Annotated in this window: 12 protein-coding genes; all 12 read left to right on the top strand. The window is 27.2% G+C overall.

The genetic code is table 11. The features are described from left to right. The first annotated feature begins 44 nt into the window (after positions 1 to 44). Positions 45 to 326 (top strand): hypothetical protein, encoded by a 282-nt coding sequence (locus psyc5s11_RS18340; RefSeq protein ID WP_224033926.1) that lies wholly within the window; start codon positions 45 to 47, stop codon positions 324 to 326. A 62-nt stretch (positions 327 to 388) separates the two neighbouring features. Then, a complete protein-coding gene (locus tag psyc5s11_RS18335) occupies positions 389 to 649 on the top strand; it encodes a hypothetical protein (RefSeq protein WP_224033925.1) in 261 nt (86 codons plus the stop codon). Between the two features lie 230 nt (positions 650 to 879). After that, on the top strand, positions 880 to 1683 hold the full coding sequence (locus tag psyc5s11_RS18330; protein ID WP_224033924.1) for a hypothetical protein: 804 nt from the start codon (positions 880 to 882) through the stop codon (positions 1681 to 1683). 114 nt (positions 1684 to 1797) lie between these two features. After that, complete coding sequence (locus psyc5s11_RS18325) at positions 1798 to 2223, top strand: hypothetical protein (RefSeq protein ID WP_224033923.1); 426 nt, start codon at positions 1798 to 1800, stop codon at positions 2221 to 2223. 107 nt (positions 2224 to 2330) lie between these two features. Next, positions 2331 to 2672: a hypothetical protein gene (locus tag psyc5s11_RS18320; protein WP_224033922.1), complete on the top strand. Its 342-nt coding sequence runs from the start codon at positions 2331 to 2333 to the stop codon at positions 2670 to 2672. A 28-nt stretch (positions 2673 to 2700) separates the two neighbouring features. Further along, positions 2701 to 2853: a hypothetical protein gene (locus psyc5s11_RS18315; protein WP_224033921.1), complete on the top strand. Its 153-nt coding sequence runs from the start codon at positions 2701 to 2703 to the stop codon at positions 2851 to 2853. 17 nt (positions 2854 to 2870) lie between these two features. After that, the gene (locus tag psyc5s11_RS18310; RefSeq protein ID WP_224033920.1) at positions 2871 to 3032 is read left to right on the top strand and encodes a hypothetical protein; all 162 of its coding nucleotides are present in this window, start codon (positions 2871 to 2873) and stop codon (positions 3030 to 3032) included. Positions 3033 to 3047: 15 nt separating this feature from the next. Next, positions 3048 to 4517, top strand: a complete 1470-nt coding sequence (locus psyc5s11_RS18305) for a hypothetical protein (protein WP_224033919.1) — start codon at positions 3048 to 3050, stop codon at positions 4515 to 4517. 68 nt (positions 4518 to 4585) lie between these two features. Next, on the top strand, positions 4586 to 5266 hold the full coding sequence (locus tag psyc5s11_RS18300; protein WP_224033918.1) for a hypothetical protein: 681 nt from the start codon (positions 4586 to 4588) through the stop codon (positions 5264 to 5266). Beyond that, on the top strand, positions 5266 to 5799 hold the full coding sequence (locus psyc5s11_RS18295; protein ID WP_224033917.1) for a hypothetical protein: 534 nt from the start codon (positions 5266 to 5268) through the stop codon (positions 5797 to 5799). The genes psyc5s11_RS18300 and psyc5s11_RS18295 overlap by 1 nt, the downstream gene beginning before the upstream one ends. Positions 5800 to 5878: 79 nt before the next feature. Then, positions 5879 to 12319 (top strand): phage tail tape measure protein, encoded by a 6441-nt coding sequence (locus psyc5s11_RS18290; protein ID WP_224033916.1) that lies wholly within the window; start codon positions 5879 to 5881, stop codon positions 12317 to 12319. Between the two features lie 72 nt (positions 12320 to 12391). Further along, positions 12392 to 12691, top strand: a complete 300-nt coding sequence (locus psyc5s11_RS18285) for a hypothetical protein (RefSeq protein WP_224033915.1) — start codon at positions 12392 to 12394, stop codon at positions 12689 to 12691. Positions 12692 to 13681: the final 990 nt, after the last annotated feature.

Genomic DNA, 13681 nt, shown 5'->3' with positions numbered 1-13681 from the left:
ATTTTTATGCTTAAAATTAAATAATTAGAGGAGGATTATATAAATTGAATGAAAAGATTTTAGAATTAGCTAATTTAGATGTAGATAAAGAATTTGAAAATATCAAAGAGCATGATAAAGCAGCCGTGGAAATAATTAAATCTTATTGTAAGAATAATGGTAATAAATTGGACTATTATATGCAATTAGATTTAATTGAAATGCTAGTAGATGTTAATAAAAGAAAAGCAAAATTAGCTAAATTATTAAATGAATTAAAAATTGGATTTAGTTATAGTCATTTACGAGATGAAAAAGATTATAAGTACATTATTGTTAGAGTGTAGGAGGTTAGGGTTTCGCTACCAGCTCACCCAACCTGATGTTGTGGAAAGGAGATGATAATAAATTGAATATAAATAATTATGGAAAAGTAGAAGAGTATGAAACATATGGATCATTAGATTCGATTGAAGATAATATTGAATTATTAAAAGCTGATACAGAAATAACTGAAGAGGATAAAAAGGAATTAATAGAAGATTATGAACCTTATAAAAATAAGAATATTAGAATTACATGGGCTATTAAAGAGGATTATGAAGATTCGTTTACAGGAGTAATACTGGTTGATGAAAATGATAATGTGATTGATAGAATATGTTATTAAAGATGAATACATGAATCAAGTCTACTTAGAAATAAGATAGGCTTTTTTGTTATACAGAAAAATACATAAGGAGTTGAGATTTATGGGGATAGAAGAGATTAAATACAATAATGAAACCAGTAATTATAATGTGAAATTCAATTTCAATAATAAAGAAATAAGCATCGAAATATGACTAGATGAAATTTTAAAAGAATTAGAAAATTTTGAGTAAGAAGGAGAAATGCAATATGATAAACAAAGAGCTAGAAAAAAAGTTAAAAAAGAATATGGAATTTAGCGAAAAATTATGTGAGGCTTTAAATAATTATGTTAAAAATGACTCTATAACTTATTCTGCAATTGCAAGTAATGAAGATATTGGAGTAAGACAAATATTAGATACTAGAGGATTACATTATAATGATATGTTTTTTAAAGATGAAATTATAAATAAATGTAGTTTAGCTCAGATAATAGAGTTTGTATGGATGAATTTGGGGAGAGGACAATATTGGTCAGTAGTTCCAACAGAAAAAGAGATTGATCTATATGATAAATTGAAAGCTAATGAATGGTTAAAAAAAGATATATGGATTAATGAAGGTTCTTTATACATAAATAATGAGGAATTTTACATAGAAGATATTGAATCTAGTAAAATAGATAAAGATACTATTGAATTACAATTTCAAGATGAAAATGATCAATTGTGCAAGACTACGATAAAACGAGGATTAGAAGTTATAACAGAAGAAGTTGAGAAAAATAGAATGATACCGTTTAATGTTATATTTAATGATGGTGGAGAGGAACAGTTTATAAGAAGTATTAATATAAATAAGATTGATATGACAGTTCCTATAGGACGAATATATTCACAAAATGGAGAGCTTCATTATAAAGATAAGCTTGGAGATGGCGCAATTTGTGATTTGAAGGATATTACAGAAATTTGTTATTTCATTAATAAAAATGAATATCAAGTTGGATTTAATGATGATAACAATCAGATCCAATTTGGATATTTTAATCAATATGGATTTGAAATGTAAAAATAAATAATACCAATTTATAAAGACTTAGATTGATTTCTAGGTCTTTTTCTTTGCCCTTAATTACTTAAAAAAGATATTAAGAGGACGTGATATAAAGAAAGGAAGATATAAATGACAGAACAAAAAAGAGAAGATAACAGGATTTACAACAAAAATTATTATGCGCAACATAAGGAATATTGGAGGGAAAGAGCAATGAAGCAAAAAGGTAATTACATATATAAATATATAAGTGTAACAGGCAGAATACAGTATTACATTGGCTCTACTAACAACTTAATTAATAGATTATTTTATCATGAAAATGGATTCAGTGAAATACTAGATTATATAGATGGAAGAGATTATATTATTGCTTTTACAGATTTAGGAGATAAGGTCACAAGAGATGAAAGGCTATTTATGGAAGGAAATCTAATTGATAAATATAATCCAATACTTAATAAAAGAGATGCTGGTATATATAATGAAATATCATTAGAAAGAAAAAATGAATTAATTGAATTGGCTGATAATATTCAATGGATAGAAATGTAGCTATGAACTTAGAACTCTTTTAATTAAGGGTTCTTTTTGTTGTTCAAAAAATAAGGGAGAGGATTATTACAGAGATGCAAGAAGCAATAACTAAAGGAGGTCAGAACATGATCGTATATGTATTTGATAAGCACACTTTAATAATTCACACAATAATAAACAATGTATCATTTGTTGATGATAATGCAGACAATGACGGAAGGATTACTGGAGAAGGTGAAGTTGCTATATTTGGACTAGGTTCTGATTATATAATACTTAAAAATTCTATTAATCAATCTGTAGGTGATGTAATAGATATTTCTAATTTAACTGATGAAAGAAATTATTTCTTACTTGGAAAAGAAGTTTGGTTTCATGAGAAATTAGAAAGACAAGATAATCAAATGAAAGAGCAACAAGACAAGATGGAAAGATTGCTTCAATTATTAGAGGTGAAAGAACAATAAAAATATTTTATGAAATGGAGAAATTAAAATGGAAAATATAGAGCAATTAAATAAAAGTAATGGGGAAGTTGTTACTGAAAAAGATTTTAATACAATAGATAGCAATTTTTTAATCATAGAAACAGAATTAGAATCTTTAAATAATAAAACTAATAATACATGGGGTACATTCAACTTATAGAAATGAGGAAGTTTAACATGGAAGATGTGTCAATAAATAAATTAAACAAACATAATGGCGATACTGTTACTGAAAAAGATTTCAATATAATAGATGATAATTTTGAAATAATAAAAAATACAATTGAATATATGAATATTAATACATCTATATCAACATATTTTGCAGAAGAATGGTAGAAAGGAGAAAATATAATGGATGAATATACACAAAATGAAGCGTATAAAGTAGGACGAGCAAGAAATCGTTCGATGTCTGTAAGAGTAGATTTATTGAATGAAAACTTTAATAAAGTATCTAGTTTAGAAGCAGATATTATATCGGGTTCAATAACTATACAAAATGCTGTAAATTCTGATTTAGCACGTAGAAAAGGCAATCTAGTTTTAGTTAGTAAAAAAGATTTGAATGAAGATTTCTATAAGATTTCTTTAAAAAATAGTGTTCAAATATTTATTATAATAAAAGATAATGTTAGAACACTTGGAGATCCAAATCAATCTACAAAAACATTATTAAATACAGCTTTAATTGAAATATCTAATAAAGGGAGAATCAGTGATACTACAATGAATTCATTAAAATCAATATATTCAACCGTTGTATTTGATTCAAATACTGCAAAAAGCAAAATACAAGGATTACTTAACAATTTAAATGCTACTAATAAAATTGAACAGGCTAAATATGAGTATAACATGGGAATATATGTACTTAATTCGCCCAACACAAAAATTAGTATTACTGAACGAACAATAACGCTAGATTTATGTGATTTAATGGAAAATTATAGTAAATTTAGTAATGGCTTAATTGGTAAATTATCAATTCCTATAAATAGTCCTATGACTGATGTTATCCAAAATATAGCGAGAAATCCAAATTTAATGGGATTAACTAAAACCGTAATAGAATCAAGTGATTATGTTATTCCAACAGCTTTAACATTTGAACAAGATACAGATATTATAGATGTTTTAAAAAAAATTATCAGTTTACATCCTATTTATGATTGTTATTTTGATATGAATGGATATTTTATTTTTGAACAAATAAAGCAAAGGCTAACTGATATGGCGATTGATTACATAGATAATAGTTGTACATTAATCGTATCAATTGATTATAAAAAAAACTTTGAGAATGTAAGGAACGATATTGTTGTTTTAGGTTCAATTTCTACGGATAAAACAGATACTACTAAATCAGTTCAAGCGAAGTATGAATTGAGAAATGAAACAGGAAATCAATTATCTATAGATAAGCTAGGATTACATAGAAAAGTTATTGCAAATGATAACAATAAAACAGATTTAATGTGTCAAAATGAAGCTATATATAATATGGAAAAGTATTCTAATTTAGCCGAAAATTTAACACTTCAAGTTGTACCGATGCTATATCTAGTTCCTAATCGAGTTATAGAAGTAAACTTAGACTTTGAAGATATAACTATAACAGGACGTTGGATCATAGATTCTATTTCAGTGGATTTAACGTCTAGTGGATTGCAAACTATAACTTGCCATCGGTTGTACAATCAACATATGACAAATAATTTAGATGGCAGTACATTTACAGATATACGTTCTGGAATCGTAGCTGATGGTGGTGTGTTTGGTAGTACTATCTCAGGTAATACATATAATGGAGGAGATTTTTAGTAGACCTACAAAATGTAGGTCTTTTTTGTTATGCGAAAATAAATATAGAGATAAAAAGGAGAGAAAAAATGTTAGTAAAAGATATTTTAAAAGAGGTTTTAAAACAAAGATATAATGAAGATAGAGCAATACCAGTTAATATAAATGCATCAAATTGTGGTGTAAAAAATGATGAAATATTAGTAATGTTTGATACAATGAATTTTTCAATCGTAGAAAGGTTTAAAGTAGATATTGCAATAGAAGATGTTTTCAAGGTTATGGATGAAGCTACTCATAAAAAAGATTATGAATATGCCTATTATGAGTTAAAAAAATTTTGGAATGAACATACACTTGATAAATTAGCATTTAAACAAGTATTTGGAGATTCATTATTTTTATTAAAAGATGATGAAATATTAGTAAGTATAAAAGATTATGTATTTTCAGTTTCATTTAATGACGATAAAATATCTTATAAAGTAAATAAGCTATGCAAAGTTAATTTAAAAGATAAAAATACCCTTGAATTTGAAAATCTTAATGAAAATAAGTGGAACAAACCATTTCATGATGAAATAGAACAAGGTGTAATAAAATTACAAGAAAATAGAAAACAAGCAAAAAAAGAAGTTATTAAAAAGGGAAAAGAATTATTGAGTTCTATGATAGATAAAGTTTTTGAAATGCAAACCAACTTAAAAAAAATTATTGATGTAGAAAAAGAAGACGTTAAAATAAACTATATTAAAGGAGAGATTAGATAATGTTAAAGAATAAAGAATATATGTATGAAGCTGATGATTATAAAATTATAAATCCAAGTGAGGGATTACAACAAGAAATATTAAATGAATTAAATAAATATATGGATGATAAAGGCAACTTAGATATAGAAAATCAAGAGTTGCTTTTTTATTTGCTAAATTTATTAATAGAATCTAAAAATGAGGATTATCAATTCATTCAATATTCTAAAGATGATTTAAAAGAATTAGAAGAAAATCCACCACAGGAGTATAAAACTATATTATATTTTCTAGGAAATGTTATTTCAGATGTGATTATTAATACATATAGAGCAAAGATAATAGAAGTTAAAGAAACACATATTAAATTATTACAACAAGAAACAGTAAAAAGAGTTGATGAATTTAATGCTGATTTACAAATGTCAGCTAGAAATGATAAAAGAATAAAAGACGAAAAAAGAGTAGCAGAAATGAGAAAAGACATAGAACCATTAAAAGAAATTAAAGTAAATCCAATAAAGAAATTATTGCATAAAATGAAAAAATAATTTAAAAATCATGGAGAGTGTATAAAGATTTACACTCTCTTTTTTGTTGCATAAAAACAGAAAGGACGGTGTAAATTAAATGGCAGGGTATAAGAATAGTATAAGTATTGGTATCAAAATTGATGATATTAATAAAGTTAAAAATGACCTACAAAAACAATTAGATGGAATAAAAGGAATAAATGCTAAGATTGATACTGCTCAATTGGATGTATCTAAAATACAAAGTAGCATACAAACTCAATTAAACAGTATGAATTTTACTATTAAAATGGGTAAGGTAGATGTAAGTGGAATTGATACGGTAATCAATAAAACAAAACAAGCTACTCAAGAAGCACAACAATTTAAAAATGTAATGGGTAAATCATTAAATATAGGTGATGGTGCAAAAGCATTTGATGACCTTCAAAAAAGAGCTAATGAAATTAGAAATACAGTAGATTCTTTAGCTAAAATAGATTTTAATACAACTAAAAATGGTGGAGTTAAAGATGCCACAATTACATATACAGATAACATGGGTAAACTTGTAACTGAAACAATGAAATGGAAACAAGTTATGAGTGAAGCTGATGGAGTAGTTAAGAATGTATTTACTACAACTAATGTTAAAGTAAGTGAAAATATTCAACAACTAGGGAAATTAGAAGCAAAAGTTGAATCTATTAAATCCAAAATGCAAGGAAAATTATCTACAGCTAATGCTATGGGAATTGACCCAACATTAATAAATGAATTAAAAACTCAACTTAATAGTATTAATGTTAATACTCCTATAAGTAAGATAAATGAATTAAAAACTCAAATTAATGCATTAGGTGGAAATAGTTCAGCTAATATAAATAAATTACAAAGTGCTATTAATTCATTAACTACTAGAATTAGCAATATTAAATCTAGTAAAATGGATATTATTAATTCTAATGATATTACTGAATTAAGAACTGCTGAAAGTGAAGTTAATAGATTAAAACAATTATTATCGGAAGTTAAGGCAGGAAAAATAATTGATGGTAAGGTTATAAGTTCTGAGGTTATGACTGCTAGAAATAGTGTTAGTCAATTATCTACTGCTATTAATGGAGTAAAGGCAAATGTTTCATCATTAGGAAGTGTTTTTAAAAGTGTATTTTCTTATGCTATAGGTGGAAGTGTAGTATTTGCAGGATTAAGCCAATTAAGACAAGGACTTAGTGACATTAAGAACGTTGATGATAGTTTAAGGGATTTAAAACGTGTTAGTGGAGACGTTTCAGATTCTGTATTAAGTAAATTTCCAGAGAAAGCTAATGAAATGGGAATCTCATTAGGAAGAACAACCGAAGATGCTATAACAGCAACAGCTACTTTTAAACAATTAGGGTATACATTCAAAGAAGCAAGTGAATATATGGCTAAGAATAGTTTAGTATTATCAAATGTTGGGGATATGTCAGCAAGTGATAGTGCTTCAAGTTTAGTATCAATTTTGAAGGGTTTCAAGCTTGAAGCCAAAGATACAACACAAGTAGTTGATGTTCTAAATGAAGCAGGAAATAGGTTTGCGATTACTACAAAGGATTTGACCGAGGGATTAAGAATTGGTGGTGCTTCGCTTGCTTTAGCTAATAATGATTTAGCACAATCAACAGCTTTAATTACAACAGGAACTGAGGTTCTTCGTGACAGTAATATGGTAGCCAATGGACTAAAAACTATAAGTATGAGAATCCGAGGTGTAAAAGATGATGAAGGTGAATTAGTTCCTAAAATGAGAGAAGACCTTCAATCAATAGCAAATGTTGATATAAAAAATGTAAATGGTGGCTTTAAATCTACTTATGAAATCATTAAATCTCTTGGAGAAAAGTGGAGTACCTTCTCAGATATTCAAAAGGCTAATTTAAGTGAGGAAATAGCAGGAAAAAATCGTGCAAATGTTTTCGCTTCATTGATGCAAAACTACCAACAATTAGATAAAGTATATCAAATGGTTGGACAAAGTGCTGGTTCTGCTAAGAATGAGCAAGAATCTTACATGAATAGTATATCTGGAAAGCTAAATACATTTAAGGAAACAGTAAAAGCTGTATGGTTAAATTTAGGTAATTCAGATGGAATAAAATCATTATTATCTGGTAGTGCAAATGTAGTCGGTGGATTGAATAATATAATCAAAACATTTGGTGCTATGCCAACAGTAATAATGGGTGTTGTTGGAGCAATGACATTATTCAATACTAAATTTAGAGAATCAATGACAATATATCAACCAACATCTATAACTAATTGGATTAAAGGGTTAGAAGGAATAAAAACAACATGGGCAAGTGTAGCTCAAACTGCCACTCAAAATATTACTTCTACAAAGCAAAATATAACATATATGAATTCCATAGGAGAAAATGCCAGCAAAGCAAAAGTTCAATTAGCAGGATATCAAGGACAATTATTGTTAGCAAATATTGCACAAAAAGCTTGTGCAGTCGGAGCAATGGCATTACAAATGGCTCTATCTATGGGGTTATCTTTAGTTATATCTTATGCAATTACTAAAGTAATGGAATTAGCTAATGCTCAAGAAAACTTAAAGAAATCTAATGAGGATGTTATATCTAGCTATAATAGTACAAAAGAAAGTGTAGCAAGTGCAACACAATTATTAGCTGAAAAGAAAAAAGTTGAAGAACAATTAGCTAATACTAATGATGGAACTAAAGAAAATAAAGATTTAAAAGAAAAATTATTAGAAGTTGAAAGACAATTAGCACAAGCATTACCAAATAGTGTTAGTGGTTGGGATGCACAAGGAAAGGCTCTTGCAACTAATAATAAATTAATTCAAGCACAAATAGATTTAAAGAATAAACAATTACAACAGGATTCTATAAAACAATTAAAAGATAATACAACTATGTTTGATGCAGATATAAAGAGTTTTAAAAATATGCAACAAACTTTAGAAAATTATAAAAAGTCAAGAGAAGAAGTAATTGCTAAAAATGCAAGTGCAAAAGCAAGTGGAAATAAATTAATCGAATTTTCAACGCAACAAGCTATAAATGATTATAACAAAGAAATTTCAGCTATGGAAACATCGGTTGCACAAAGAAGATTATTAATTTTACAATTAGTACAGACAGGAAAATCTTATAAAGAAATTGCTGATAATATTGGTGAAACAGAAGATGTTGTAAAGAGTTATACTGACTCAGTAAGCGATAACACACAACAACAAAAACAAAATTCTAATCAATCTGAAAAAGTTGCTGATAAAACAAAAATTGTAGCAACTGCAATGAAAGAATTAAATTCTGGAGCAAGTATAAGTAAAGAGAGTTTACAAGCATTACAAGAAGCATATCCTGCTATGGGAATAAATGCTGATAATGCAAAAGATAGTGTTCAAAAATTGAATGATGAAATTAGTAAAAATACAGCCGATGAACATGCTAAAGATATTCAAAAAGCTACTGATGCATATGCAAAAGCTACTCAAGAGATTTCTAAATGTAATGGATTTATTGATAGATTGAATAAATCACAAGCTATGACACCTGCAATTGCAAGTGCTATTAGTAAAGCCTATCCAGAAATTGGTGACAATATTAATAAAGTTGCTACAGCACAAGAGTTCTTAAATCAGAAAATAAAAGAAGAACAATTAGCACAGGCTTCGGCATATGAAATTATGCAAGGAGATTCAGAAGAATTTTACCAAAATAAGATTGCTTCCAATCAAGAATATCAAAATGCTTATGAAAATTTATTAAGTGCCTTTGTTTCAGATGGACAAAAAGCAGATAATATAGATTTTGGAAATTATAAAACTCTTAATGAATTAAAACAGGGTACTCAGCATCAATTTGGTGTAGCTATAGAAAATTGGCTCGTATCATTCGTTGGGGAATCAGCTAAAGGATATGCTACAGATTTTGAGAATTTTCGTTCAACAGCAGAGCAAAAAGCCAGTGTATTAGATAAGTTAAATCAAGAAATTAAGAAAATTAATGCAAATTTAGCTGGTGCAGAAGCAATGAAAACAGTATATGAGGGGACTAAGCAAAGGTTAGAGTGGCAAGGAAATGATTTAGGACAATCTAATATGGATAAATTTTTAGAAGAGTCGAATGACAAAGCTATCTCTCAATATAAAGCAAAAAAAGAACAATTAAATGGAGCAATTCAAGAAGTAGATACTAAATTTGATAATTTTGGTGCTAGTATGAAAGGATTCTCTGGTGGTGGATTAGGTGGAACTTCTGATTTTAGTGGAACTGGTGGAGACTCAGGTAAAAAGGCTGAGGAAGAAGCAAAAAAGGCTCATGAAGAATTAGTTAAAAATGAAAAAGAAACACTTACTAAAATAACTGATGCTTATGATGAAGCTAAAAATAAGATCGAAGATAGTATTGAAGAAATTAATTACAATGAAAAACTATTAGGAGATTCTAATGACGGTGAAAATTTCACTAAAAAGATGGAATTAACAAACCAAAAATTAGGAGAACAAAATAAAATAGTTGGTGAATCTGACAAACAGTTACAGGCTTTGAAAAATACAACAGTAACAACCGAAGAAGCTCAAAAGGCATTGTCATCAGAGGTTTTAAAAGCTTCAAAAGAGTTAAGAAATGAAAAGCTTGAGATTGCTTCACTCAATGAAGAAATGAAAAAATCTAATGAAGAACAGGTTAAAAAGAAACTTGAAACACAACAAAAGCTTGAAGAAATACAAATGGAAGTTAAGCAAAATAAAGAAAAGAAAGACTTAACATACCAAATATATGGTTTTACAGAAGATGAATGGAATACATATAAAAATTCTAGAAAAGATGAAATCAATCAAGAAATTTCTGATTTACAAGATAGGACAAATGCAGATGAAGATAATCTTAGTGCAAAAGATGCTTTAATTGCTAAACAACATGAATTGAATGACCTTGATAAAGAATCTTATAATAATATAAAAGACTTTCAATCTGCTTATGAAGAAATACATAATCAGCGTTTAACTGCTATTGATGATGAATTAAAGGCTTTAGAAAAGACACATGATGCAGAAGAAAAGGAAAATAATTTATTAGAGAAGAAAAAAGCTTTAACCGAAGCACAAATTTCTTTAGAAAAAGCTAAAAATGATAAATCATTATACCAGTATAAAAAGAATGAACAAACAGGGGTTTGGGATTTTGAATGGGTAGTCAATGAAGAAAATGTAAAAACTGCTCAAGATACATATGATAAGGCTAATAAAGATTTAAAAGATTATCAAAGTGACCAAGATTATGAAACTAAAAAATCTGAATTAGAGCAACGAAAAACAGACGAAGATACATTGATTAAGATTAAGAAGGATAGCTATGATAAACAACAAAAGATATTAGAGGAAACTCAAGCAACTGAAAAGTCTACATTTGAATATCATTACTCAGATATGGATAAATTAGTAGAACAAGAAATGAAAGACCTATCTGCCAAGTACGGAGATAATTGGAAAATTATTTATGAAACTATTGATAAAAACCTTACTGACGTTGAAAAGAGATATGATAATTTAGCTAAAATGAAAGCTATTTTGGGTATTGATGGACTTGCTAGTTCTTCTAATAAAGCAACAAATTCTAATACAGCTATAGGAACTACAACAGATGTTAATGGAAATGTTGTTAAGAATACAAGTAAAAATGATATTATAAACAATAATAGTGAATCACAAGTTAAACAGGAACTACAAACATATACAGATGCTCTGCAAAACAAATTAGATATAATGACTAAATATGCTACACAAATGATTAAAGTTAAAGCAGGTTTTGAAAGTAGTATATTAAATTTACAAAATGTTGGACAAAAGGCACAATATGATAGTTATACTACATTTGCATTAAAATATTCTAATTTTAGTGATAAATTCTTAGAATTATTACAATTGATTTATGACTTTAGATTTACCAATATTGTAAATTTATCTACCCATATGCAAGATTTAATAAAGGAATCATTATTGAGTTGTGAAGAAGCTTATAAGAAGTTTGTGGCTATGAGTTCTGCAATGGGAATTGATGTTAATGGTTCAATTGATATTAGTAGTGCATTAACAGAATTTGAAAAATATAAACAAAGTGTAGCAGATTGGACTAAGACAAAAGAGGATACATATACAAATGAAAAGAATAATCCTTTGACTAATCCAACTTCATTATCTGATTATGAATCCAAATATAATGTAAATGCTAATGATATAAGTAAGAATCCATTGTATGACTATTCTAAAAGGGCAGAACTATATAATAATAGTTGGGCATCTATGTTTTCATCTGATGTAATAGCACAAATGGGTAGATATAATGTTAATAGTTCTGGTATGGCATCCTTAAATTCACAACTGGGAACAGTAACAAATAATAGTAGTAAATCAAGTTCTATTACTAATTACCAAATAGACAAAATAGAAATGACTGCTACAGATGACCCAATAGCAACATTTAATAGTATAGTAGAATATGCTAATCAAAAGGCAGTATTAAAAAGCTAAAATATAAGACTTAGGAATTTATATTCTTAGGTCTTTATTCATGTAATTTGAAATACAAGGAGGTGTTTTTATATGGGTAGTAAACTTGATGTAAGTGTTGAAAAAGTAAAATCAGGAAATACTTTAACTGAATTTGTTGAGAATATAGCTAAAAAAGTATTTAAAAATATGTTTGTTTTGAATACTTTTATCGAAGGTTCAATAGTTGAAGTATTAGGAACTAATAAATATAGTGTTAGATTGATAAATGGAGAAACTTATGAATTACCATCAAGAGAAGGAATAGTTTTAAGTGTAGGCAATACAGTTCTAGTGGCTCAAGTAAATGGTGATATAAATAAAAGATTCATAGATTGCATTAAACCTTATTAATAGAAAAAAATGTACACAAAATTATTCATAATGTTATATATTGCCTCTACAGTAAACTGAATATTAAATTGTAGAGGCTGTTTTTCATGAGATTAGAACTTTTAATTAACGTTTCTATTATAGATAAATAAAATGGAAAGTAAAAATAAAATACAGTGGAATTTATGTAGGTCAATATAAAAGGAATTATTGATAATGAATATTAAAGGGAAGGAGGAAAATGTATATGGATGAAAACATAACACAATCGATTCTACAAAGATTAACAAAAATTGAAACATTGCTAGAAGTAGATGTTAAGAATCTAGCTAATAAGGGGAAGATAATTATAAAATTATAGATACTAGAATTAATAAATTAGAAAGTAATAATTTATGGATAGTTAGAAGTATAATATTAGTTATAATCGGAGCAATTGGCACAGTTATATTAAAGTAAGTACATATAAGGTGAGATATATAAATATATTTTCAACTAATTTTTTTCGAGTTTATATTTATTAGTAAGGATTAAGATTATGTTAATGAATAGCGATTTATAAGGGTAAATTATTAAAAAATATTTTGCTTGATTTAGACTTTATCATGGTAAAGTATTGAGAAACTGCATATAAGAAGAAAAATATAAGAATAATTGATAAAACTTTTGATAGGTCACTATTATTAAAGATATTAAAACAGATGTTGATTACATAAAAGAAAAGATTTCAAGGTAAGTGTAAGTAATAGAAAAAGGCTAAAAACAGAATCTATTGTTATATAAATATATAACAATACTTTGATCATAAATTTGAAAACTCCACAGTGAGCATACACTGAAATTAAATAGATGTTAACAATTGTAATTATCCAACTGCAATAGCCATTAAAAATTACTCTAATAATTCCATAGTAGGTTTATTCTGCATGGCTTCAATTTCTGTGGTTTTACATTGACTTTATATTTTATTTAAGCATAATGACTTATCTTAATAATTTCTTTTAATCCTTT

The organism is Clostridium gelidum (assembly GCF_019977655.1).
Classification (GTDB): Bacteria; Bacillota; Clostridia; order Clostridiales; family Clostridiaceae; genus Clostridium; species Clostridium gelidum.
This window is presented reverse-complemented; position numbering and strand designations above follow the sequence as displayed.

Coding starts and splice junctions, on each gene's coding strand:
- psyc5s11_RS18315 (WP_224033921.1), top strand. CDS start 2,701: ATGGAAAATATAGAGCAATTAAATAAAAGTAATGGGGAAGTTGTTACT.
- psyc5s11_RS18285 (WP_224033915.1), top strand. CDS start 12,392: ATGGGTAGTAAACTTGATGTAAGTGTTGAAAAAGTAAAATCAGGAAAT.
- psyc5s11_RS18310 (WP_224033920.1), top strand. CDS start 2,871: ATGGAAGATGTGTCAATAAATAAATTAAACAAACATAATGGCGATACT.
- psyc5s11_RS18290 (WP_224033916.1), top strand. CDS start 5,879: ATGGCAGGGTATAAGAATAGTATAAGTATTGGTATCAAAATTGATGAT.
- psyc5s11_RS18305 (WP_224033919.1), top strand. CDS start 3,048: ATGGATGAATATACACAAAATGAAGCGTATAAAGTAGGACGAGCAAGA.
- psyc5s11_RS18325 (WP_224033923.1), top strand. CDS start 1,798: ATGACAGAACAAAAAAGAGAAGATAACAGGATTTACAACAAAAATTAT.
- psyc5s11_RS18295 (WP_224033917.1), top strand. CDS start 5,266: ATGTTAAAGAATAAAGAATATATGTATGAAGCTGATGATTATAAAATT.
- psyc5s11_RS18330 (WP_224033924.1), top strand. CDS start 880: ATGATAAACAAAGAGCTAGAAAAAAAGTTAAAAAAGAATATGGAATTT.
- psyc5s11_RS18320 (WP_224033922.1), top strand. CDS start 2,331: ATGATCGTATATGTATTTGATAAGCACACTTTAATAATTCACACAATA.
- psyc5s11_RS18300 (WP_224033918.1), top strand. CDS start 4,586: ATGTTAGTAAAAGATATTTTAAAAGAGGTTTTAAAACAAAGATATAAT.